Origin of the sequence: uncultured Pseudoramibacter sp., assembly GCF_903789625.1 — a bacterium.
GTDB lineage: Bacteria > Bacillota > Clostridia > Eubacteriales > Eubacteriaceae > Pseudoramibacter > Pseudoramibacter fermentans.
The window spans coordinates 1-22,907 of sequence record NZ_CAIFFF010000018.1 but is presented as its reverse complement, the minus strand read 5'-3'; the positions used below and the strand labels follow the sequence as shown (position 1 = coordinate 22,907).

Annotated in this window: 23 protein-coding genes and 5 tRNA genes; 27 read left to right on the top strand and 1 reads right to left on the bottom strand. The window is 49.9% G+C overall.

Going from position 1 to position 22,907, the window contains the following annotated elements:
* The first annotated feature begins 49 nt into the window (after nt 1-49).
* The 5 genes from dut (at nt 50) to QZX60_RS08640 (ending at nt 4,650) form a co-directional block, all read left to right on the top strand.
* Complete coding sequence (gene dut, locus QZX60_RS08660) at nt 50-478, top strand: dUTP diphosphatase (protein ID WP_295363790.1); 429 nt, start codon at nt 50-52, stop codon at nt 476-478.
* Nucleotides 475-1,446: an HIRAN domain-containing protein gene (locus tag QZX60_RS08655; protein WP_295363787.1), complete on the top strand. Its 972-nt coding sequence runs from the start codon at nt 475-477 to the stop codon at nt 1,444-1,446. The genes dut and QZX60_RS08655 overlap by 4 nt, the downstream gene beginning before the upstream one ends.
* 174 nt (nt 1,447-1,620) lie before the next feature.
* Nucleotides 1,621-2,511, top strand: a complete 891-nt coding sequence (garR, locus tag QZX60_RS08650) for a 2-hydroxy-3-oxopropionate reductase (protein ID WP_295363784.1) — start codon at nt 1,621-1,623, stop codon at nt 2,509-2,511.
* A 5-nt stretch (nt 2,512-2,516) separates the two neighbouring features.
* Complete coding sequence (locus tag QZX60_RS08645) at nt 2,517-3,938, top strand: four-carbon acid sugar kinase family protein (RefSeq protein ID WP_295363780.1); 1,422 nt, start codon at nt 2,517-2,519, stop codon at nt 3,936-3,938.
* A gap of 19 nt (nt 3,939-3,957) precedes the next feature.
* The gene (locus QZX60_RS08640) at nt 3,958-4,650 is read left to right on the top strand and encodes a cyclase family protein (RefSeq protein ID WP_295363776.1); all 693 of its coding nucleotides are present in this window, start codon (nt 3,958-3,960) and stop codon (nt 4,648-4,650) included.
* Between the two features lie 31 nt (nt 4,651-4,681).
* Here the strand turns inward: QZX60_RS08640 and QZX60_RS08635 are convergent, their stop codons facing one another.
* Nucleotides 4,682-5,362: a GntR family transcriptional regulator gene (locus QZX60_RS08635; protein ID WP_295363773.1), complete on the bottom strand. Its 681-nt coding sequence runs from the start codon at nt 5,360-5,362 to the stop codon at nt 4,682-4,684.
* Nucleotides 5,363-5,503: 141 nt separating this feature from the next.
* Here QZX60_RS08635 and QZX60_RS08630 point away from each other — a divergent pair, with 141 nt between their 5' ends.
* The 22 genes from QZX60_RS08630 to scfB all read left to right on the top strand — a co-directional run bounded on the left by QZX60_RS08630 (nt 5,504) and on the right by scfB (nt 22,588).
* Nucleotides 5,504-6,415: a DUF368 domain-containing protein gene (locus QZX60_RS08630; protein WP_295363770.1), complete on the top strand. Its 912-nt coding sequence runs from the start codon at nt 5,504-5,506 to the stop codon at nt 6,413-6,415.
* A 12-nt stretch (nt 6,416-6,427) separates the two neighbouring features.
* Nucleotides 6,428-7,870 (top strand): HAMP domain-containing sensor histidine kinase, encoded by a 1,443-nt coding sequence (locus tag QZX60_RS08625; RefSeq protein WP_295363767.1) that lies wholly within the window; start codon nt 6,428-6,430, stop codon nt 7,868-7,870.
* 8 nt (nt 7,871-7,878) lie between these two features.
* Nucleotides 7,879-8,574, top strand: a complete 696-nt coding sequence (locus QZX60_RS08620; protein ID WP_295363766.1) for a response regulator transcription factor — start codon at nt 7,879-7,881, stop codon at nt 8,572-8,574.
* A 216-nt stretch (nt 8,575-8,790) separates the two neighbouring features.
* Nucleotides 8,791-9,810 carry an ABC transporter substrate-binding protein gene (locus QZX60_RS08615; protein WP_295363764.1) on the top strand — a complete coding sequence of 340 codons (1,020 nt, stop codon included), beginning with the start codon at nt 8,791-8,793 and terminating at the stop codon, nt 9,808-9,810.
* 85 nt (nt 9,811-9,895) lie between these two features.
* Nucleotides 9,896-10,969: an iron ABC transporter permease gene (locus tag QZX60_RS08610; RefSeq protein WP_295363761.1), complete on the top strand. Its 1,074-nt coding sequence runs from the start codon at nt 9,896-9,898 to the stop codon at nt 10,967-10,969.
* Nucleotides 10,969-11,745 (top strand): ABC transporter ATP-binding protein, encoded by a 777-nt coding sequence (locus tag QZX60_RS08605; protein ID WP_295363758.1) that lies wholly within the window; start codon nt 10,969-10,971, stop codon nt 11,743-11,745. The genes QZX60_RS08610 and QZX60_RS08605 overlap by 1 nt, the downstream gene beginning before the upstream one ends.
* A 234-nt stretch (nt 11,746-11,979) precedes the next feature.
* The gene (locus QZX60_RS08600) at nt 11,980-13,224 is read left to right on the top strand and encodes a DNA polymerase thumb domain-containing protein (protein WP_295363755.1); all 1,245 of its coding nucleotides are present in this window, start codon (nt 11,980-11,982) and stop codon (nt 13,222-13,224) included.
* A 40-nt stretch (nt 13,225-13,264) separates the two neighbouring features.
* Nucleotides 13,265-14,635, top strand: a complete 1,371-nt coding sequence (locus QZX60_RS08595) for a MurT ligase domain-containing protein (RefSeq protein WP_295363753.1) — start codon at nt 13,265-13,267, stop codon at nt 14,633-14,635.
* A gap of 13 nt (nt 14,636-14,648) precedes the next feature.
* On the top strand, nt 14,649-15,383 hold the full coding sequence (locus tag QZX60_RS08590) for a type 1 glutamine amidotransferase (RefSeq protein ID WP_295363749.1): 735 nt from the start codon (nt 14,649-14,651) through the stop codon (nt 15,381-15,383).
* A 20-nt stretch (nt 15,384-15,403) separates the two neighbouring features.
* Nucleotides 15,404-16,147 carry a class I SAM-dependent methyltransferase gene (locus QZX60_RS08585; RefSeq protein WP_295363746.1) on the top strand — a complete coding sequence of 248 codons (744 nt, stop codon included), beginning with the start codon at nt 15,404-15,406 and terminating at the stop codon, nt 16,145-16,147.
* A gap of 78 nt (nt 16,148-16,225) precedes the next feature.
* Nucleotides 16,226-16,301: transfer RNA gene (locus tag QZX60_RS08580), tRNA-Val, on the top strand.
* 19 nt (nt 16,302-16,320) lie between these two features.
* Nucleotides 16,321-16,397, top strand: a tRNA-Asp gene (locus tag QZX60_RS08575).
* A gap of 1 nt (nt 16,398) precedes the next feature.
* Nucleotides 16,399-16,474: transfer RNA gene (locus QZX60_RS08570), tRNA-Phe, on the top strand.
* Between the two features lie 10 nt (nt 16,475-16,484).
* Nucleotides 16,485-16,559 (top strand) — tRNA-Gly (locus tag QZX60_RS08565).
* A gap of 11 nt (nt 16,560-16,570) precedes the next feature.
* Nucleotides 16,571-16,645 (top strand) — tRNA-Cys (locus tag QZX60_RS08560).
* Nucleotides 16,646-16,712: 67 nt separating this feature from the next.
* Nucleotides 16,713-17,321, top strand: a complete 609-nt coding sequence (gene ruvA / locus QZX60_RS08555; RefSeq protein WP_295363743.1) for a Holliday junction branch migration protein RuvA — start codon at nt 16,713-16,715, stop codon at nt 17,319-17,321.
* A 9-nt stretch (nt 17,322-17,330) separates the two neighbouring features.
* Nucleotides 17,331-18,383: a Holliday junction branch migration DNA helicase RuvB gene (gene ruvB / locus QZX60_RS08550; RefSeq protein WP_295363740.1), complete on the top strand. Its 1,053-nt coding sequence runs from the start codon at nt 17,331-17,333 to the stop codon at nt 18,381-18,383.
* Nucleotides 18,370-19,410 carry a tRNA preQ1(34) S-adenosylmethionine ribosyltransferase-isomerase QueA gene (gene queA / locus QZX60_RS08545; protein WP_295363822.1) on the top strand — a complete coding sequence of 347 codons (1,041 nt, stop codon included), beginning with the start codon at nt 18,370-18,372 and terminating at the stop codon, nt 19,408-19,410. The genes ruvB and queA overlap by 14 nt, the downstream gene beginning before the upstream one ends.
* A gap of 7 nt (nt 19,411-19,417) precedes the next feature.
* Nucleotides 19,418-20,554, top strand: a complete 1,137-nt coding sequence (gene tgt / locus QZX60_RS08540; RefSeq protein WP_295363737.1) for a tRNA guanosine(34) transglycosylase Tgt — start codon at nt 19,418-19,420, stop codon at nt 20,552-20,554.
* Nucleotides 20,547-20,981: a preprotein translocase subunit YajC gene (yajC, locus tag QZX60_RS08535; protein ID WP_295363734.1), complete on the top strand. Its 435-nt coding sequence runs from the start codon at nt 20,547-20,549 to the stop codon at nt 20,979-20,981. The genes tgt and yajC overlap by 8 nt, the downstream gene beginning before the upstream one ends.
* A 20-nt stretch (nt 20,982-21,001) precedes the next feature.
* Nucleotides 21,002-21,148, top strand: a complete 147-nt coding sequence (scfA, locus tag QZX60_RS08530) for a six-cysteine ranthipeptide SCIFF (RefSeq protein WP_295363731.1) — start codon at nt 21,002-21,004, stop codon at nt 21,146-21,148.
* A gap of 57 nt (nt 21,149-21,205) precedes the next feature.
* Nucleotides 21,206-22,588 (top strand): thioether cross-link-forming SCIFF peptide maturase, encoded by a 1,383-nt coding sequence (scfB, locus tag QZX60_RS08525; RefSeq protein WP_295363728.1) that lies wholly within the window; start codon nt 21,206-21,208, stop codon nt 22,586-22,588.
* Nucleotides 22,589-22,907: the final 319 nt, after the last annotated feature.

Genomic DNA, 22,907 nt, shown 5'->3' with positions numbered 1-22,907 from the left:
GCTCTTTTTATATACCAGAATATCATCTTAGAAATTTGAGGAGAGAGGTATGCAGATCAAGAAAATAAGATCCGGGGCGAAACTGCCCCTTCGGGGTTCAGAATACGCGGCGGGCTCAGATTTATTCGCCTGCCTGGACGCGCCGATGACGATTGCGCCCCACGAAACGGCTATGATTCCGACGGGGCTCGCCATCGCCCTGCCGCCGAACACGTTTGGCGCGGTCTTTGCCAGAAGCGGTTTGGCTGTGCGAGAAGGTCTCCGCCCGGCGAACTGCGTCGGCGTAATCGACGAAGACTACCGCGGCGAGCTGACAGTCGCCCTTTACAACGACAGCGATTCGGACCGGATCATCGAACCGGAGGAACGGATTGCCCAGCTGGTTGTGATCCCTTACGTCATGCCGAGCTTTGAACTGGTGGACGAACTGGATCAGACCGCGCGTGGAAAAGATGGATTTGGATCTACAGGAAAATGACAGAACAGGATATTCGAGAAAAATTAGCGGCGCCGTTAATTGATTTTATCGGCAGGAAAATTGAACCGGCGGATTTAGAGGCGCGGCTGAGACAGACCTTGGACGCGACAGAAAATGCCCACTTGACGTATTTCGGTTATTTGTATGAAAACCGGGCGCTCAAAGCCGCCTCGCGTTTTATAAATGGACAGGATATGCCAGAGGATCTGCTGCGGCGGGAGATCATCGACATTCTCCTCGAGTTTCGGGAGTACGCCTACCATTCGGATGAAGACGAGGAGGCATACATCGATCCCGAACCGACCGATCAGCCGGTTTGGAAAATTTACTATTACGACGTCGTCGGACTCTATTACCATAGGACGCAGCTTCAAACGCTCAGCCGGATTAATCCGGATTACGAATTGAGCGAGGCACAGCTGGTTGAAGACGATCAGGTGGATGTGGAGATTCCCAAATACTGCTTCGATTGTACTGAGGCGGAGCTGATTCCGGAGCCGGAAAATCTGCACGATCCCCACGCGATCCGCGTCGAGATGGCCGGGGAGACGATCGGCTACATCAAAAAGGGGCAGACGCAGGAAATTCAGGAGCTGCTCGACGAGGACCGTATCGGGAATATGAGCTGTCAGATCACGGGCGGGCCCTTCCGCATTTTGTACAGCGGCTACAGCCCGGCGAGAGACAAGGCGATCTACGAAAATGTTGAAAAGGAACAGGCGGCCTATAAAGGTGAACTCAGGCTCTGCGTCGGTCCTAAGCTCGAAATGAGCAGTCTGGTCGGCAGACGGGTGGCCATCAACAGCGAAGAGCACGAAAAATGGTTCGGCCGCGTGTACTTGTATTTGGAAACGGAAGACGACATCAAAGGACAGGAGTCACTGCTGCTTGATGTTGAAGGCGTGCCGACGATTTACCGCATTCCATTGCACGACATCCTGCGCATTGAGGTGCTCGATGGTGAATAACTTAGATGCGAATTTTCAAGATATCTCTTGTGAAAGATTAAAACTTTCATAAGAGGTGTCTTATTTTTTTTCTAAAATGCAAACTTTTTCTTGATTAATATATCGGTACATCGTATAATGAATAAAGTGATATATCGGTATATTAAAACGAGTTGACAGAGGGAGGAAAGGCGAATGAAAAAAGTTGGATTCATTGGTTTAGGCATCATGGGAAAACCCATGGCTAAAAATCTTCTGAAAGGCGGTGTTGAATTAGTTGTCAACGACCTCAACACTGAAGCAGTAGAAGAGCTGACTCAATTGGGGGCTGTCTCCGGAACGTATACGGAAATTGGCAGTCAGTGTGACGTGGTCATTTTGATCGTGCCCAACGGCAGCATCAGCCAGCAGATTTTGTTCGACGAAGGCGGCATAGCTGAAACCATTAAGCCAGGTGCAATTGTCTGCGATATGAGCTCGGTCACGCCAGTTGAATCGAGAACGTGTGCTGAAAAGCTTGCTGAAAAACAGGTAAAATTCATCGATGCACCGGTCTCAGGGGGAGAACCAGGTGCGATTAACGGAACCCTCGCGATCATGTGCGGGGGCGAACAAGACGTGTTTGACGCGATGCACCCTTATTTTGACATTATGGGATCCACTTCGACTTTAATCGGCGATGTGGGCAGCGGCTCTGTGACGAAGCTGGTCAATCAAGCCATTGTCAATAATACCATCGCGGTTGTCTCTGAAGCTTTTGTTCTTGGAACAAAGGCCGGCGCCGATCCGGTCAAAGTGTATCAGGCCATTCGCGGCGGTTTGGCGGGAAGTGCTGTACTTGACGCGAAGATTCCGATGATTGTTGAACGGAATTTCAAACCCGGCGGAAAGATTGCAATCAATCACAAAGATATTAAGAATGTCGTCAATACGGCACACGCGTTAGACGTGCCAATTCCTTATACAGCACAGCTATACGAAATCCTTCAGACGCTGAAGATTCACGGCCATATGAATGATGACCACGGCGGCATCGTTCAATATTTTGAAAAATTAGCTGATGTAGAAGTCAAGAAAGGCGAATAACGATTATGGCGCTTAAAGTTGACGTATTAAAACAATATCCAGCTGTGGATGAAGCGGCAGTTGATCGGGTGTTGAATCAGCTGATCGCAGAAAATGATAAAAAAATCGTCGTGCTTGACGATGATCCGACAGGCGTTCAGACGGTTCACGACGTTTCGGTTTATACCAATTGGAAACCAGAAACGTTGAAAGAGGCCTTTGCCGAAGAAAACAATTTATTCTACATCATGACCAATTCCCGCGGCATGACACAAGACGAAACGACAGCAGCACATCATGAAATTGCCGCAGCGGTCGATGCAGCGTCGAAGGCAACCGGAAAGGATTATCTCTACATCAGCCGATCCGATTCAACGCTCCGCGGGCATTACCCGTTGGAAACCATTCTTTTAAAGGAAGCCTACGAAAAAGACACAGGGCGGAAAATCGACGGGGAAGTGATGTGCCCCTTCTTTAAAGAAGGCGGCCGTTTTACGATCGACGACGTGCATTATGTGCAGGAAGGGGATCAATTGACGCCGGCGGCTGAAACCGAATTTGCAAAGGACAAAACCTTCGGCTACACCAAAAGCGACATCAAAGAATACATTGAAGAAAAAACCGACGGCGCGTACAAAGCGTCCGACTGCATTGGGATTGCACTCGACGATTTGCGAGCCTGTAATTATGACAAGATTGAAAAGCAGCTGCTCTCAGTTCAGAATTTTAACAAGATTATTGTCAATGCGATCGATTATGTCGATGTGAAGGTATTCTGTGTCGCACTGTACCGTGCGATGAAAAAGGGCAAAAACTTCATGTTCCGCTCTGCGGCCGCACTGGTTAAGGTCATGGGCGGCGTCACCGATCAGCCGCTTCTGACCCGTGAGGATATGGTGATTCAGGAAACGGAAAATGGTGGAATCATTGTGGTCGGCTCTCATACGCAGAAGACCACCGCGCAGATGGAACAGCTCAAGACACTGCCTGGAATTAAATTTATTGAATTAAACGCAACACTGGTTCGGGATGAACAGGCTTTTGAAGCCGAAGTGGCACGATGCCTCGCCGAAGAGGAAGAAGCAATCGCTTCAGGAACGAGCGTTTGCGTCTATACAACTCGACAGCTGATTACGGCAGATACCGGCAATAAAGAAGATGAACTCAGACTTTCGGTGAAAATTTCGGATGCGGTTCAGTCTCTTGTAGGCAGATTGAAGATAACGCCGGCCTTTGTCGTGGCAAAAGGCGGCATTACCTCGAGTGATGTCGGGACAAAAGCACTCGCCGTTACGAAAGCAAATGTCCTCGGACAGATTGAACCGGGAATCCCTGTTTGGCAAACGGGGGACAACAGCCGATTCCCAAAAATTCCGTACGTCATCTTCCCGGGGAATGTCGGCGGAGAAGACACATTAAAAGACGCAGTAAAAAAATTAATGAAATAATTTTGAGGAGGAGTATATTATGGCATTTCAGTTTTTATCACACATTTTAGATCCTGATGGATACGCATGGCCGGGAGAACCTGTTGTTAAGGTGAAACAATGCACGGACGTTTCAGAAGAATGCCCGTTCTGCAGCTTTATTTCAGAATTGCCAAACCATTTCGGCACGCACATGGATGCACCGCGTCATTTTGTGAAGGACGGCATCTCAATCAATGAGCTGCCGATTGAATATTTCACGCACACAAAAGTCGCACTGATTGAAATTCCGAAAGGCCCAGCAGAAGGTATTTATAAAGAAGACCTTGAACCTTTTGCGGATGTGCTTTCACAGGTTTCCTGCGCGTTATTTAGGACAGGACTTGAAAAGTATCGTGACACAGATCAGAACATTTATCAGAACGAAGGTTCGTTTATCGCGCCGAGTGCCGGCGATTATTTGACGGAAAACTTTCCGAATCTGAAAACCATCGGCATGGACTTTTTGGCCATTGGATCAGCCTCTGAAAAATGCAAAGAGGGTGAATTGCCGCCGGACTGCCATCGTCACGTTTTGGGATACTATTCCGGTAAATTCGTTACCGGTATTGAAGACATGCATTTATCCGACATTCCGAAGGGCGCAACCATTAAATTCTTTACCAACGCGCCGTTGAGAATTAAAGGGTTGGATTCCAGCCAGGTCGTTTGTATTGCGGATGTCGAAGATTAATAAAAACCCCATTTACTTTAAAAAGCCAGGATCAAACGGGATCTTGGCTTTTTGTTTTGATGATATCTAAGTTAATTGCTTTAGCAGTCCGAGTTTGTGTACAAATTAAATTTTTGATTTCCGGAATATTTTTTTCTTTGACGGCATTCATAATTCGAATATGCTCGTCTAATGCTTCCTTCATACGGCCTGTTCGTTCAAAAGAAAGGCCAGTCATGCGGGCAATGCGGTACATGAGTTTGCGGTAGAAGCTAAGCATTATCGCATTGCCAACGTATTGAATCATGCTTCTGTGGAATTCGTAGTCCTTTTGAGCAAAGGCTTCGTGATCGCCGGTGGTTTCAAAAATTTTCTGCTGCGCATCGATTTTCGACTGCAGCTTGTTCAAATAAAATTGGCCGCGTTCAGTATCTTGATTGTTGCTGAGCTCTTCTAGACAATAAGATTCAAAGGCCTCCCGAATTTGGTAGGTTTCGGTGATTTCCTGTTCTGATAATTCGTGAACGCAGAAACCCTTACTGGGCACTAAATCTAAATATCCTTCTTCATCGAGACGTAAGACAGCGTCACGGAGTGGCGTTTTAGAAAAATTAAAATCCTTGCTGAATTGATTGAGAGAATAGAATTTGCCATTTTCCAATTCGCCGTTTTTGATTTGCTCGATTAAAAAATTGTATGCTTTGTCTTGTAACATTTGTGTATTTTTCATCATATTTTTATTTTATGCTTAGCAGTCCAAAATAACAAGATTGTATCTATAAATTGTCTATTTTATAAAATGTTTATTTTCTGTTTTTTTCTCTGAAATAACCGCTGCGTATAATCAGAGCAGATTAAAAACGGAGGAAACAATATGCCAATTAAAGAAATGTTTCAAGGCTTTTGTATGGCCTTAGCGGATAGTGTGCCGGGGGTGTCCGGCGGCAGTATCGCGTTTATTATGGGATTTTATGAAAAGTTTATCGGTTCCCTCAATGGGATCTTTTCGAGAGACCGAAATGAACGCCGGGAAGGATTTAAATTTTTAATAAAATTGTTTGCCGGTTGGATCATCGGGATGGGCCTGGCTGTCGTAGCTTTATCGAATTTATTCGAAACGCATATTTACGGCATCAGTTCCTTGTTTCTCGGATTCATTCTCGTTTCAATCGTCGTGATGATGGCGGATCCCGAAATGCGCAGACAGCAGCGCGGCTTAGCCAAATGGATTTGTCTCGCCGCGGGTGCCGCTTTAGTCGTCGTGATTACAGTTTTGCATCCCAACTCCAATGCAGCGTTGACAGGACTCTCACCGGCATCAGCGATTTATATTTTTATTGCCGGAGCCGCAGCCATTTCAGCGATGGTGCTGCCTGGGATTTCAGGTTCGACCCTGCTTCTTGTTTTTGGGCTCTACCTGCCAGTCATTCACGGCCTAAAAGCCGCGATGACCATGAACTTTTCGGCGGTGCCGGGTTTAATCGTTTTGATTATGGGTATTGTCGTCGGTGCGGCGCTCATTTCAAAATGGGTGAAGAAGGCGTTTGAAACGTTCCCAATTCCGACGCGGTATGCTATTATTGGTATGATGATCGGTTCGCTCTACGCGATCGCTCAGGGACCCACAACGCTGAGTCATCCGATGCCGGCGATGAGCCTTCAGAGTTTCAATCCGGTCTGTTTTATTGTCGGCATTGCGCTCGTGGCGGTACTGGAAATCGTCAGTCATCCGAGCGCTTTCAGGGATTTGATTTTAACGGTTAAGGGAAGAGGCAGCAACGAATAAAAGGAGTGCAGTATGACCATTCACCGAAAACTGATTATTTCCAACGTGCTGATGATTGTGATTCCATTGATTTGCGGCTTGATTTTGATCGGTGTCGTCGGTGAGTATATCGATCCCGCCTATACGGAATCTGTCGAGGCGACTTTTAAACGCGAAAATGGGATCTATTCCGCACAGATGCAGATTTACGACAACCGAAAAGACCCCAAGGCCTTGTCCCGTCAGCTCAAACAAATCGGCTACAGTGTCGAAGTGGTGCGAGACGGAAAGGTGAAATACAGTAATTTTACAAAAAAAGATCGGGCGGTGCTCGCCAAGGTTGGGGATCAAATTAAGTCCGACCATTTTTCAGTGAGCTTTGGCCACCAGGCGGTAGTGTGCGCAACCTATAAAATAAATGGCAAAACCGAAGTCATCACAGCAGTTTGTGTCGGCGGCAGAGTGCCGGCCAAACTGCAGGAAGCGGATTTTAAACATTTTATTCTCAAGAGCGCCGCTATTTTAGGATTAATTATTTTACTGGTGATCGCGCTGACCAACGCCGTCTTAACGCGTTGGATTACGAAGATGATCATGACACCGCTGGATGCACTGCGCGACGGGACACACAGAATCGCAGAGGGTGACCTCGATTCGCCAATCGCTTATAATCAACCAGATGAATTTGGCGCTGTGTGCCAGGATTTTGAGGGCATGCGCCATCAGCTCAAGACATCGGTTGACGCGCGGATGCAGGCCGAACAGCATCAAAAAGAATGGCTGGCCGGGATTTCCCACGACCTGCGCACGCCCCTCACTTCGATTATCGGCTACGTGGAAGGCCTTCAGGACGGCATTGCCAATACGGAGGAAAAACGCGCGCGTTATTACGCGGCAATTCACACCCGAGCGGAAGACATGACGAAACTGGTGGACAGTCTCTCAGAATTGGCCCATCTGCAGAACAATCAATTTTCTTATCATTTGAAGAAGACGCAGGCGGACGCCTTTCTGGCTGAGGTGATCGATCGGTTTAAAACCGGCGAGAGCGGTCAAGCGGTTGAGCTTAACTGCAGTCTGAACACGCCGAAGGCATTTGTCGAAATGGATACGGACGAAATACACCGCGTCTTCGTCAATCTCTTTGAAAACAGCGTCAAGTACGCCAAACAGACGCCGGTGCACATCAACGTGACTTCGTCTGTCAAAGATGGCCGTTACATCGTGACCGTGTCCGACGACGGTCCGGGCGTGCCGGAGGAAGATCTGCCCCATATTTTTGACAGCTTCTACCGAGGGGACAAGAGCCGGACGATGCCGGGGCAGGGCAGCGGTCTTGGTCTGGCCATTGTGCGGCAGATCGTCACAGGCCATGACGGCACGATTGAAGCCCAAAACAACGGGAACGGGCTGACAATGCGCATCACGCTGCCAATTTGTATGCAAACAGAAAACACAAATGGAATCGAGGAGTAAACGGGAAAATGCAACAGCGTATTCTAATCGTAGAGGATGATCCATTGATCGCCGATTTGGAACGGGACTATTTAGAGGCTGCGGGTTACGAGGTCGAGATCGCGTCGGACGGCGAGACGGGCCTTGAACTGGCACAGGCAGAAAAATGGGATTTGTTTCTGCTCGACGTCATGCTGCCGGGTATGAACGGCTTCAACATCTGCAGAACCATTCGAGAAAGCAGCAACACGCCGATTATTTTAGTGACGGCCAAAAAGACGGATGTGGATAAAATTCGCGGGCTGGGACTCGGTGCGGACGATTACATTGTCAAGCCCTTCAGTCCGTCGGAAATGGTTGCGCGGGTCAAAGCCCATATTGCCATTCACGAGCGGCTCAAATCCGGGAACACACCGGTTCACCACCAAATCGCGGTGAAAGATTTGGTCATTGACACCGATGCCCATCGAGTCAGCGTGAGGGGAAAGGAAGTTTCACTCAAAAACAAGGAATACGAGCTGTTGGTTTTTCTCGCGTCCAATCCCGATATCGTCTTCTCAAAGGAAACCCTTTTTGACCGAATTTGGGGCATGGATGCGATGGGCGATACGGCGACGGTGACCGTCCACATTAACCGGATTCGCGAAAAAATTGAAATCGACTCGTCCCATCCAGAATACATTCAAACCGTTTGGGGTGCTGGGTATCGATTTTCGGTCGTGTAGGCTTTACAATCCAGACTGGGCTTTGGCTCAGTCTTTTTTTATGCTGATAAAGTTAGCATATATTTTAAATCTACACGATAATATGTAAAATTAAATACAAATAAAATTTTTAGCAAAATAATACATTTTAATATCACAATATTATCTATCTTTAAGCAAAAATCCCTCGTATACTAAGATTAAATTAAGTTAAGAAAATTTTAAGGGGGTTAATTGATGAAAAAACAGTTAGCATGTGTAGGGTTAGCGGCAGCATTGGCGCTGACAACATTGGCCGGATGCGGCTCGAGTTCATCCTCGAGCTCAAGTTCAAGTTCAAAAGCATCGAGTAAAAATTACAAGCCGGTTACCATTGAAATGAATTTGGAACGCAGCGGCCTTGGAAAGAATTACAAACACACCTTTAAGAAAATGCCGACAAAGGTTGTCGCCGACGGTGACCAGATGGCCGATATTTTCTTCGACCTCGGTTTAGCGGACAATATGGCCGGCTACACCAAGGGCGCCTGTGTCGATACCGTCAAACAGTATCCGGGCGAAAAGAAAGTTAAACAGCTGGCGAAACCGGGCGTCAATCTGCGTACGGTTTCCAAAGAAAAGGTGCTGGCTACGGGCTGCGATTTCCTCGTCGGCTGGGATGATTTATTCTCAGACAAAAACTTCAGTCTGAGCTTCTGCAAGAAGAACGGCATCACCCCGTACTTCCCGTATGTCTGCTCAGACAGCGCGACCTTTGAAGATCTGTACAAGGATTACGAAACCCTCGGCAAGATCTTCCAGGTGGAAGACACCGCGCAGAAGCGCATCGACAAGATGAAGAGCACGCTGGATTCAGTCCACAAGACTTTAGGTGACGAAGCTTACCAGAATCCGGTCAAGGTATTTGTTTACGACTCCGGTGAAGACGCACCGTTCACAGCCTGCCAAGGGATGCCAGGCGATACCCTTAAAAAGGCTGGCGCGATCTCGATCTTCAACGACATCAACAAAGGCTGGGCAACCCCATCTTGGGAACAAGTGGCCGAAAGAGATCCTGATGCGATCATCATTCTCGAATACAACCACGACGTCAACAAAAAGAAGAAATTCCTGAAGACCAACAAATACACCAAGAACCTGCGCGCGGTTAAGGAAAACAAGATCTACTCTGCCAACTGTGCCATCATGCAGGGTTCTGCGGGATCGGCTGATTTGGTCAAGAGCATTGCTAAACAGCTTTATCCAGACAAATTCTAAGAGGGTTTGAAATCAAAACAGGGAGAGACTTTCACCGGAGATTTTCAGTGAAAGTCTCTCTTTTGATGAAAAAAGAGGTGAATCTATGAAACTCAGTTTACACCTGCCAATTCGAAAGAGAGGGGCCTTTGTGCTGTTCTGCATCGGCCTGTTCGTGCTTCTCGTTTTGGCTGTCATTCTGGCTGTCTTTTCCGGCAGTGTCTCCATTCCGCCGGATGTGGTCTGCAAGGTATTGCTCAACCACCTGACCGGCCACGAAATTTTCGAGCCGACCTGGAACGCGTCCCTTGAAACCATCATTTGGACCATGCGTTTTCCGCGGGTGCTGATGGCGATGATGGTCGGCGCCGGGCTGTCCCTCTGCGGGATTTTGATGCAGGCCATGACGCGTAACTCCTTGGCGGATCCGTACGTGCTCGGAATTTCCTCAGGGGCATCCGCTGGGGCTGTTGCGGTCATCATGTACGGCTGGTTTGGTTTTATGGGTCAATTCCATATCGTATTTGGCGCAGCGATCGGCGCCTTCATTGCGATCTTCATCGCGATGAAAGTCTCGTCAGTCAGCAACCGCATCACGTCGACGCAGCTGGTCTTGGCCGGGATTGCCGTGTCCACGCTCTTTCAGGCCATTACCAACTTTATGATTTACTACAGACAAACCGGCGACGACAAAGTCAAGACGGCGATTTACTGGATGATGGGCTCCCTCAGCGGCGCCAATTGGAGCACGGTGCTGTATCTCTTCATCATCGTGATGATCTGTACGGTCATCCTGTTCTTCTTTACGGACAGCTTAGACGTGCTGATGCTCGGCGACGACGCCGCGACGACCCTTGGCGTCAATCTAATGCGCATCAAGGTGTCGATCATTGTCCTGTGTACGATTATGACCGGCGCGATCGTATCGGTCTCTGGAGTCATCGGCTTTATCGGGCTGATCATCCCGCACATCACCAGATCTCTCGTCGGCTCGAAGCACAGCCGTTTGATGCCGGCCTCGATTCTGCTCGGCGGGCTTTTCACGATTCTGTGCGATTGGATTTCCCGCATCGTCGTCATTCCGGAAGAGCTGCCGATCGGCGTTTTAACCGCATTATTTGGCGCGCCGTTCTTCCTGTTCCTGATTCGGAAGAGCCGTTCGAAATTCGGAGGTGCATGATGGCGAAATTAAAGGTTGAACATTTAGATTTTTCGATCGACAAGGCGCAGATCTTAAAGGCTATTGATCTGGAAATTCAAAAAGGAGAATTCGTCGGTCTGGTCGGGCCAAATGGCTGCGGCAAATCGACGCTGCTGAAAAACATTTACCGAATTTATCAGCCGGACCGCGGCAAAATTTACTTGGACGGCCAGCTGGTCGATCAGGTCAACGACAAGGAATTCGCTAAAAAAATGGCTGTCATGGTTCAGGAAAACACGGTGGAATTCGATTTGACCGTCATCGATATGGTCATGCTCGGACGCTACGCCCACAAGCGGCTGCTCCAAGATTCGTCCGAAAAGGACCACGCAATCGCGGAAAAGTACCTCGAAGAAGTTGGGATGAAAGGTTACGAGGAACGCAGCTTTTTGAGCCTGTCAGGCGGGGAAAAACAGCGTGTGCTGCTGGCACGGGCGCTGTCTCAGGAAGCGGAGCTGATCGTCCTCGATGAACCGACCAACCATCTGGACATCAAGTATCAATATCAGATCATGAATATCTTGAAGCGGCAGGATATGACTGTCTTTACCTCTGTGCACGATTTAAACATCGCGTCGCTGTACTGCGACCGCATCGTCGTGCTCAAGAAGGGCGATTTGGTTAAAATCGGCACCCCTGAAGAAGTCATTACGCCGGAGATGATCCATTATTTATACGGCATCGACAGCGAGGTGCGCATCAACAAGACGACGGGGCGGCCTCAGATTCAATTTTTGCCGAATTTTAACGTATAAAACGGAGAGAACAAAAAAATACCAGAACAAAACTAAAAATAACGGTTCTTTTTTATCTGTTAAAATAAGAATTAAGGTTTCATTTAATAATCTGCTGTATAATTGAAGTGACGAGTGAAAAATGAGCAATTGTAAAGATTGATTTTTTTCACGAGTGTCTCTCTCTTTTTTCCTTGGCCTCCCAAACGGGAGGCTTCTTTTGTTTATCAAATATTGAACGGAAAGGAGGTCGGCATGGGCGAAGAACGGCTGATCTATCATGTGGACGTCAATTCGGCATATCTGTCCTGGTCGTCTGTGGACCGGCTGTCCTGGGGCGAATCGGATTTGCGTCTCGTTCCGGCGGTCGTGGGCGGCGACGCGGCGAAACGCCACGGCGTGGTGCTCGCCAAATCGGTTCCGGCGAAGGCCTTCGGCATTCACACCGGCGAGCCCCTTTCCGACGCGGTGAGAAAATGCCCGGATCTTATCGCCATTCCGCCGGATTTTAAAATTTACCAGCGTTACAGCCGCGCGTTTAAGGCCATCTGCAGAACCTACGCCACCGCTGTTCAGGATTTTTCAATCGACGAGTGCTTCCTCGACGTCACCCAGACGACGGCCTATCACCATCCCGTCGAGACGGCCTACGAACTTAAGGACCGCATCAAGGCGGAGCTCGGCTTTACCGTGAACGTGGGCGTTGGACCCAATAAGCTTTTGGCGAAGATGGCTGGGGATTTTGAAAAGCCGGACAAGGTGCACACCCTCTGGACCGAGGAAATCCCGGAGAAAATGTGGCCCCTGCCAGTCAGGCGGCTCCTCTCTGTCGGGCGGAAGACCGCCGAAAAGCTAAACCTGTACGGCATCCGGACAATTGGGGATTTGGCCCATTGCGAGCCCGCTAATTTACAACAGGTGCTGGGCAATAAACAGGGGGGACATCTTTACCGTTACGCCAACGGATTGGACGACAGCCCGGTTTTGGCTGAGCCTCAAGAGGAAAAGGGGTACTCGGTGTCAATTACGCTGCCAAAAGACGTGAGGTCCGCGGCAGAAGCCCGAAAAGTGATTAAAAGACTGGTGGATTCTGTGGCGATGCGCCTTCGCAGCAAACACCGGCGGGCCAAGCGTATCAGCGTCCAGATCCGCTCTTCCAGCTTCGTCGATCGGTCCCACCAGCGGACGCTGGATCACGCGACGGACATCACGCGGGAAATCGAGGCCACGGCTGATCAGCTTTTCGATGAGCTCTGGGACGGGGTGACCCCGCTTCGGCTCATCGGCGTCGCGCTGACGCAGATTGAAACCGGAAGCGTCTCGCAGATCTCGATGTTCGACACAAAAGATCTCGAGCGGGAGCGCCATATCGATCAGGCCATTGACGCGATCAGAAAGCGGTTCGGGACCGATGCGGTCAGCCGGGGCGTTGACGACAAAAAGCTGCCGAGGGTCGGGAAAAAGTACGAGGCCCGTTTTGAAATCGACAGGGATCAATGAAAATTGTACATCGTAAAAAGAAAGTGATATAATGCTAGCCATGAAATTTAAAACCTTCTTATCTATTGTAATGGCGAAAATGACCAAATCGCTGCTGCGCCTGATGGGGCGGGGCGGCACGGATTTTCCAGGTCGTGTCGCGATGAAATTGGATCACAAAGTTCTGGCTCAATGTGCGAAAGGAGTCAAATGTATTGTGGTGACAGGAACCAATGGCAAGACCACCAGTTCCAGAATGATTGAACAGACTTTGAATGATCTCGGCCTATCCTTTTTCTGCAACAAATCCGGTGCCAATCTGATTACCGGAATTACAGCGGAATTCATTACCAATTCGACCTTAAGCGGACACTGCAAGTACGACTACGCCTTAATCGAATGTGACGAGGCGGCCTTTAAGGAAGTGTCGACGATGATCGACGCCAGGGCGATTGTGGTCACCAATATTTTCAGAGATCAATTGGACCGCTACGGTGAAGTGACCCACACCCTCGAAAGCATTAAAATCGGCATCAGCCACAGCCCGAAGGCAACGCTCTGCCTCAATGCGGACGATTCTATGGTCGCGTCGATCGCCGACGATTTTGACAATAAAGTCCTGTTTTACGGGGTCAACGTGCCGATCTACAAAAAGCGCGTTCAGGAAGTGTCGGACGCGCCGTTCTGCATCAAATGTAAGCACGAGTACGTCTACGATTACGTCACCTACGGCCATTTAGGCGGCTACCGCTGCCCGAACTGCGGCTATCACAGACCGGATCCGGATATTGCGGTGACGAATGTTATCCAAAGCGACGCGGCAAAATCCGTCGTCGATATTTTAGTTGACGGTCAGACTTATCGGACAACGATCAATCTGCCGGGGGGCTACAACATTTATAACGCCTGCGGAACCGTTGCCGTCGGCAAGGCCCTTAAATTCGATATTCCGACGGTGATCCGCTCCCTTTCTGAATTTGCGCCGGGCTTTGGGCGGATGGAAAAACTCGTCCTCAACGGCACGCCGATCCGCATGATCCTGGTGAAAAATCCGGCAGGCTGCAATCAAGTCCTGAATTTCGTCACCAACGTCACTGATCCGTCCGTCTTTGTGGTCTGCCTCAATGACCGCGACGCCGACGGCACCGACGTGTCCTGGATCTGGGACGTCGATTTCGAACAAATTGCCGAAATGGGCGATAAGCTTAAAGGACTCTACCTGTCAGGCATACGCGCAGAGGATATGGCGCTGCGCTTCAAATACGCCGGTATTCCGGAAGACAAGATGAAAGTCATTAAGGATTACGAAACCTTGATGAAGACCTGTGCGGCGCAGGATTATCCCGTTTACATCATGCCGACCTACACGGCGATGATGGACCTGCGGAATAAGATCACGAAAATGTACGACGTGAAAAATTTCTGGGAATAAGGAGGACAAGATCATGGAACAACCACTTAAAATTTGTCATTTGTACCCGGATATTTTAAATCTCTACGGCGATCGCGGCAATGTGCTGTGCCTGAGCCGCCGCCTCGAATGGCGGCACATCCCTGTGGAAGTGGACCGCGTCTGCGTCGGAGAACCTTTAAAGGCTGCGGACTACGATTTGTTTTTTATCGGCGGCGGCCAGGATTTTGACCAGGAAGTGCTGCTGCCCGACCTTTTCTCCGGAAAGGACAAGGAGCTGAAGGCTGCAATCGAAGACGGCAAAACGGTTTTGGCCATTTGCGGGGGCTATCAGATGCTCGGCCAATATTACAAGACCTGGGACGGCAAGCAGATCGATTTTACCGGCGCGTTGAATTTTTACACCGAGGGCGTCAAAAAACGGATGATCGGCAATTATGTGTTTACCTTTGACGACAAACCGGGGGTCAATATTATCGGATTCGAAAATCATTCCGGGAAGACCTATCTGCAGGATGGCGTGAGACCGATGGGCAAGGTGCTCAAGGGCTACGGCAACAACGGCGAAGACGGCACGGAAGGCGTTCGGTACAAGAATGTGTACGGAACGTACAGCCACGGTTGCCTGCTGCCCAAAAACCCGGCTGTGGCCGACGCCATTTTATCGGCTGCGCTGGAACGCAAGACAGGCCAGGGAACTTTGCCGCCGCTGCCGGATCACTTTGAAAAACAGGCACACGACACGATGGAAAAGCGGCTTTTAGATTAAAAAACGAGAGGGGGAGTATTGTGTACGAAGACTTTGCTAAAGTTTACGATGAATTGATGCAGGAAATCAATTACGACGAATGGGCCGATTACATCTTCAGAATGACCCTTAATTCGACCAAGCCGATTAAAAAAATCTTGGAATTCGGCTGTGGGACCGGCAACATCACGCTGCGGCTGGCTAAAAAAGGGTTCGACATGACGGCCGTGGATTTATCTGAGGATATGCTGACAGTGGCCGCTGAAAAGGCAGAGGCCCAGGGGATCGAAAACGTCCGCTTTTTCAAGGGAGACATGAGTAATTTTCAGATCGGCGAAACCTTTGACGCGGTGATCGTCTGCTGCGACAGCTTCAATTATTTGAAGAGCTTGGACGAAATCGAGTCCTTTTTAAGCTGCTCGGCAGAGGCGCTAAAACCCGGCGGGCTTTTAATGTTCGATATGAACACGCCGGAAAAATACAAGGAAACGATCGGCGACAACACCTTCGTCTACAATTTTGACAATGTCTACTGCGTGTGGGAAAATACCCTGCATCCGGACGACAACAAGGTTGATTTTGATTTGTCCTTCTTTGTGCGCCGCGAAGACGATTTGTACGAACGCTACGAAGAAGAGCAGAGCCAGTACTATTATCCTGTGGAAGATATTTTTAGACTCTTAAAGGTGCCAGCTTTCAAGAATCAGAAGATTTACGACTTCGGAACTTTTCTGGCTGGCGGCGCGCTGAGCGACCGTGTTCAGTACGTTGCAGAGAAAAGATAAAAAAATTGTAAAAAAATCGAAAAAAAGGTTTGACAAGCACAGGGATCTAGCGTATAATAATGCCTGTGCTTGAGATTTGGTCGCTTAGCTCAGCTGGGAGAGCATCTGCCTTACAAGCAGGGGGTCACAGGTTCGAGCCCTGTAGCGACCACCAGATAGCAACATTATTTATTGGCCAGGTAGTTCAGTTGGTTAGAATGCCAGCCTGTCACGCTGGAGGTCGTGAGTTCGAGCCTCATCCTGGTCGCCATGCCCAGATAGCTCAGTCGGTAGAGCAGGGGACTGAAAATCCCCGTGTCGGTGGTTCAATTCCGCCTCTGGGCACCATTTAAACGGTGCGGAAGTGGCTCAGTGGTAGAGCATCGCCTTGCCATGGCGAGGGTCGCGAGTTCAAATCTCGTCTTCCGCTCCATTTTATTTTGCGGTGGCATAGCCAAGCGGTAAGGCAAAGGTCTGCAAAACCTCTATTCCCCAGTTCGATTCTGGGTGCCACCTCCATATAAGAAGGCAAACGCTAAACCAGACATTGTGTTGGGTTTAGCGTTTTTTTAATAGGAGGACAATTTTGTTCGAATACATCAAGGGCGTATTGGAAGCGGAACGCGCCGACGGCGTGGTCGTCGAAGCCGGCGGGTTTGGGTATTGGATCCGTACATCGATGACGACTAACGCGGCACTGCCGGCGCTGCACGAGCCGGTGAAGCTTTTACTATATCCGGCCTTTAGGGAAGACGACGTGACCCTCTACGGCTTTTCGACCGAGGAAGAGCGCCGGCTGTTCGTGACACTGATTGGCATTTCCGGCATTGGCCCGAAGGCGGCGATGAGTCTGCTCTCTCAATTCGACGAGGCGACGTTCATCCGCCACATCAAAAATGCGGACGACAAGGCCATTTCAAAAACACCGGGCATCGGCAAAAAAACGGCGGAACGGATCATCCTCGAGCTGAAAGACAAGTACAAGGATTTCGAGACACCGGAAACGGAAGTGGCGGGCGGTGCGACCGAGCGCATGCAGGCGGCCGACGCCTTGTACAACGAGGGCATCAACGGGCTTTTGGGCTTGGGCTACGCCTACAGAGAAGCCTCGGACCTCATCGATCAGGTGATTGAACCGGGCATGAGCATTGAAGCGCTCTTAAAGGCGGCGCTGACGGCTGCTTCAAAATCATAAAGGGACATTATGAAGGATCGGATTATCACAACAGAATTTTCAGAGCCGGATGTGGAGATCGAGCATTCGCTGAGACCTCAAAATCTGGACGAGTACATTGGCCAGAAGCGGGTTAAAAAGCAGATGGGCATCTTTATCAACGCGGCGAAAAAGCGGGGAGAACCGCTGGATCACGTGCTGCTTTACGGCCCGCCGGGCTTGGGCAAGACGACGTTAGCCAACATCATCGCCAACGAGATGGGCACGAAGATCCGCATCACCTCGGGCCCGGCTATCGAAAAACCCGGGGATCTCGCGTCGATTCTGACGACGTTGAAGGCCGGTGACGTGCTGTTTATCGATGAAATCCACCGGATGCAGCGTCAAGTTGAAGAAGTGCTCTATCCAGCGATGGAAGATTTTGCCCTTGACATTATTATCGGGAAGGGCCCGGGTGCCAAAAGCATCCGAATTGATCTGCCGAAGTTTACTCTGGTCGGCGCGACCACCCGAGCCGGACAGCTGACGGCGCCGCTTCGCGATCGTTTTGGCGTTGTGCAGCGCCTGGAGCTGTACTCGCCGGACGAGCTGGCGGATATCGTCAAGCGCTCCGCTGGCATCTTGGGCATCGGCATCGACGATGCAGGGGCGAGAGAGCTGGCCCGACGTTCTCGAGGAACCCCGCGTGTGGCGAATCGGCTGCTCAAGCGGGTGCGGGATTACGCGGAAATGGAAAGCGAGGGCGTGATCGACCTCGAAACAGCCAAAAAGGCCCTGACTTTATTCGAAGTGGACGACGTGGGCCTGGACGAAAACGACCGATTGATGCTCAGGACGATCGCCGAGAAATTTGACGGCGGTCCGGTGGGGCTCAACACGCTGGCCGCGTCCATCGGGGAAGAATCCAACACGATTGAAGAAGTGTACGAGCCCTATCTGCTGCAGCTGGGGTTTTTGGCCAGGACGCCCAGCGGGCGCGTGATCACGTCGGCGGGCTGTGCCCATTTGGGGCTGAAGGCCGCACAGGCGCCAGCCAATCAAATTAGTCTGGAGGAATTGACGAAGCATGATGAAGAAATCTGATTTTTATTACGATCTGCCGGAAGCGTTAATCGCCCAGACGCCGGCAGAAAAGCGGGACATGTCCCGCCTGATGGTCATCGACCGGAAGACGGATCAAATCGAGGATCGGCATTTTCACGACATTGTCGATTATTTAAAACCCGGCGATCTTTTGGTGATGAACGACACGAAGGTGATGCCGGTCCGTATTTACGGTCACAAGAAAGAAACGGGCGGAAAAGTGGAACTGCTCCTCTTAAAACGCCTCGACGACAACCGCTGGGAAACGATGGTCAAGCCTGGGCGGAAGGCTAAGCCCGGCGCGGTTTTAGAATTTACGGATTCGGACGATAAAGTCGTTCTCGAAGGGACGATCGAAAAGACCATCGACAACGGCCTGCGCGTCATTGCCTTTGAATACGACGGCGTTTTCGAGGAAATCCTGAACCAAATCGGCACCATGCCGCTGCCGCCGTACATCCACGAAAAATTGAGCGATCCGTCTCGGTATCAGACAGTCTACGCGAAGTACAACGGCTCTGCCGCGGCGCCGACAGCCGGTCTGCACTTTACTGAAGCGCTGCTCGATCAGATCCGGGGAATGGGCGTAAAGACGGCAGCTGTGACTCTGCACGTCGGCCTCGGAACCTTTAGACCGGTCAAGGAAGACAATATTCTGGATCACCAGATGCATTCAGAGCAGTACAGCGTTTCTCAGGAAACGGCGGATTTGATCGAAAAGACAAAGGCTGAAGGCGGCCGGGTCATCGCGGTAGGCACGACGACGGTTCGGACGCTGGAAAGCGTCGCCTCCCGCCACGACGGCAAAGTGGTCGCGGAACACGGATCGACGTCGATTTTCATTTATCCGGGATTCCACTGGAACGTGATCGACGCGCTGATCACCAATTTCCACCTGCCTGAATCGACGCTTTTGATGCTGGTCTCGTCTTTCTACGACAGAGAAAAGATTCTGGCGGCCTACCGTCACGCGGTTGAAGAAAAATACCGTTTCTTCAGCTTCGGCGACGCAATGTTCATTCAATAGGAGAATCATGTTTCGATACGAACTCATCCATCAGGAAAAATACACGGGCGCGCGGCTCGGCCGGATCATCACCGATCACGGCGAAATTCAGACGCCGATTTTCATGCCGGTCGGCACCCAGGCGACCGTCAAGTCGATGGACAACGACGATCTGCACCGCATGAACGCGCAGATCATCCTCGGCAATACCTATCATCTCTATTTAAGACCCGGTGAAGAGGTCATGAAGGAAGCCGGCGGGCTGCACCGGTTTATGAATTGGGACCGCCCGATTTTAACCGATTCTGGCGGATTTCAGGTGTTTTCCCTCGGCGCGATCCGAAAGATTACGGAAGACGGCGTCAAGTTTATTTCTTATTTAGACGGCTCCCGGCATTTTATGCGGCCGGAGGATTCCATCCGCCTTCAGAACGTCATCGGCGCGGACATCATCATGTGCTTTGACGAGTGCGCGCCGGCGGACGCCGATTACGACTACACGAAGCATTCGATGGAAATGACGACCCGCTGGGCGAAGCGGTGCCAGCAGGCCCACGCCAATCCGGAACATCAGGCTTTGTTCGGCATCGTGCAGGGCGGCATGTTTGACGATTTGAGACGCAAGAGCGCTCAGGACTTGGTCGCGATGAACTTTCCCGGGTATGCGATCGGCGGACTTTCCGTCGGAGAAACCCACGAAAAAATGTACCACATGCTCGACGTAACCACACCGCTGCTTCCCAAGGAAAAGCCGCGGTATTTGATGGGCGTCGGTTCTGTCGATGCGTTGTTTGAAGGAGTCCTCCGCGGCATCGACATGTTCGACTGCGTGCTCCAGACCCGCATCGCGAGAAACGGCACGGCGATGACCTCCGAGGGCAAAAAGGTCATCCGAAACGCCACTTACGAACGGGATTTTTCGCCCATTGACCCCAATTGCGACTGCCCAGTTTGTCGGAATCACACCCGCGCCTACGTCAGACATTTGATCAAATGTAAGGAAATATTGGGCGCCAGATTATTGACATATCACAATTTATATTTTACACTATCCCTAATGGAAAAAATGCGGGAGGCAATTGCGCAGGACGCCCTGCTCGATTTGCGGACCGACGTTTTTAAAAACTATGGAATAAAAAAGATTGGAGCTTATCAGAATGATTAATCAGATTTTGGGCCTGACCCTTCAGGCATCACAATCATCGAGAAACAATATGGCCAGCATCGCCTCGGTCATCATCTTGTTTGTATTTCTGTACTTCTTGATGATTCGTCCGCAGCGCAAACGCCAGAAACAGGCAGATGAAATGCACAACAACATGAAAATTGGCGACGAAGTTCTGACAGCCGGCGGTTTTTATGGTATAATCAGTGCATTGGATGACAAAAACGTCGTCATCGAAATGCTTCCGGATTTCAACAAGATGATGATCCGCAAGGAATCCATCGTCCGCGTCATTAAACCAGATGATGTTGAAGCGGAAGAAGCTGCAGAAGCAGCAGAACCGGCTGAAAAGCCAGAACAGGCTGAAACAGAAGCACCAGCGGCTTCAAAAACCGATGATGCCGAAGCTCAGACAAAAGATGAGTAATTCGAAAGGGGAAGATTCCAATGAAACATATTCAAGTTGTCAACAAAGGCCGTTTGTGTGAAACCAAAAATAAGGGCTGCGGCGAATGCCAGACCTCATGCCAGTCAGCATGCAAGACTTCTTGCACGGTTGGCAATCAGCACTGCAAACAGGCTCAGGCCAAATAGTTAACACACAGAAACGGGCAGGCGCGAAGCCTGCCTGTTTTTTTACTAAAGAAAAATATGAAAAATACACATTCTCAAATTCACAAGTTTTATCTCAACGACCATTACATTGTCCTCGACGTGGCCAGCGAATCGCTTTTCAATATCGACCGCATGACTTACGATATTTTAGACGATTACCACGAAAAGCCCGACAGCGAAGTGATCGCAAAATGGCAGGACACCTACGCAAAGGCGGACATCGAGGAAGTCCTCGAAGAACTGCACGAGCTGGAAAATCAGGGCATGCTCTACGCGCCAGACGATTACGATCCGATGGTGTACAAGAATTATGACCTGATTAAATCGATGTGTCTGAACGTGGCCCACGACTGTAATTTAAGATGCAGATACTGCTTCGCTTCTCAGGGCGATTTCAACAGCAAGCGCGAAGTGATGCCCTACGAAGTCGGGAAAAAGGCGCTGGATTTTCTGGTCGCGCAGTCCAAGAACCGTCACAATCTGGAAGTGGACTTCTTCGGCGGCGAACCGATGATGAATTTCGACGTCGTCAAGCGCCTGGTCGCTTACGGTCGGAGTCTCGAAGGGCCGAAAAACAAGAAATTCAAATTTACAATGACGACCAACGGCATGCTTTTGAACGATGAAAACATGAAATGGATCGACGAAAATATGGGCAACGTCGTGTTGAGCCTTGACGGGCGCAAAGAAGTCAACGATCGGATGCGGCCGACGGTTTCAGGAAAAGGCTCTTACGACATCATTTTCAATCATATTAAAAAAATGTGCGATATCCGCGAAGCGAGCGGCGGAGAATATTATGTCCGCGGTACCTATACGAAGAATAATTTAGATTTTGGCCGCGATGTTGAAGATTTAGCACGGCAGGGTTTCAAGAGCATTTCAGTGGAACCTGTGGTGACGGACGCGTCTAAACCTTATGCGATTCTGGAAGAAGACGTCGATGCGATTAAAAAAGAATACGACAGACTGGCCATTGCTTATCTAAATCAAGAGGAGGAAGGTCTAGATTATCTATTCTATCATTTCATGGTCGACTTAAACGGCGGCCCCTGCGTGTACAAGCGCCTTTCCGGCTGCGGCGCAGGCCGAGATTACGTCGCGGTGACGCCAAAGGGCAATATTTACCCCTGCCATCAATTTGTCGGTCAGCCTGAATTTATCATGGGCAACGTCGATGAAGGGATTACTAAACCGGAAATCAAGGATCAGTTTATGGAAGCGGGGCTGCTCAATAAGCCGTCGTGCCGGGACTGCTGGTGCCGTTATTTCTGCGGCGGCGGCTGTCATGCGAACGCGTGGAATTTCAATCACACCGTGATGAAACCCTACGAAGTGTCCTGTGAAATCGAACGACGCCGGGTTGAAAACGCGTTAATGATCAAAATCGTTCAGGATGAACGGGCTAACGCTGATTGACAGAAATCTCAATATTTTTTATAATGAAAGTGTTCCGAGCTGTGGTTGCAAGTCGAGGCCAGTCGCAGGCAAAACGATCCACGTAAGGTATTTAATAATATAATAATCGATCATGGTGCGACCTAGATGTAAGTCCAGCCGGCGAAAAGCCGAGAGGAGGAAAAGTGAGATGATATCAGGCGAAACTCCCAGCTGGCGGGTGTGGGGGCAAAGACCAGGTCAGTCGGAACGAATGGATTCATTTTTTATAAATGGATCCTTTTTATTATGGAGCAATGAGCTCCGTTAAGTATGCGAAAGCATGCTTAACAATAAACCA